The organism is Acinetobacter sp. 809848, from assembly GCF_000581275.1.
Classification (GTDB): Bacteria; Pseudomonadota; Gammaproteobacteria; order Pseudomonadales; family Moraxellaceae; genus Acinetobacter; species Acinetobacter pittii.
Genome location: NZ_JEXG01000219.1, coordinates 1 through 302 on the forward strand (window position 1 = coordinate 1; position 302 = coordinate 302).

At 51.7% G+C, this 302-nt stretch carries 1 protein-coding gene; it reads left to right on the top strand.

From position 1 onward, the window contains the following. Positions 1–302 (top strand): Ig-like domain-containing protein (locus J536_RS24850; RefSeq protein WP_032064409.1); only part of this gene is annotated, 302 nt, incomplete at both ends.

A 302-nucleotide genomic window follows, 5' to 3' on the forward strand; every position in this document is an offset into this window, starting at 1 on the left:
AATCCTGGCCTTGAAGATGGCGATGAAGTAAAGGCAACGGCAACAGATCCGGCAGGTAACACCTCACCACCTGCAACAGAGATTGTTGATGCTGTAGCACCAGCAGCCCCAGAGATTGATCCAATCAATGGTACAGATCCGATTACAGGTACGGCAGAACCAGGTTCAACAGTAACTGTGACATTCCCGGATGGCACTACAGCGACTGTTGTTGCAGGCCCAGATGGTAGCTGGACAGTACCGAATCCTGGCCTTGAAGATGGCGATGAAGTAAAGGCAACGGCAACAGATCCGGCAGGTAA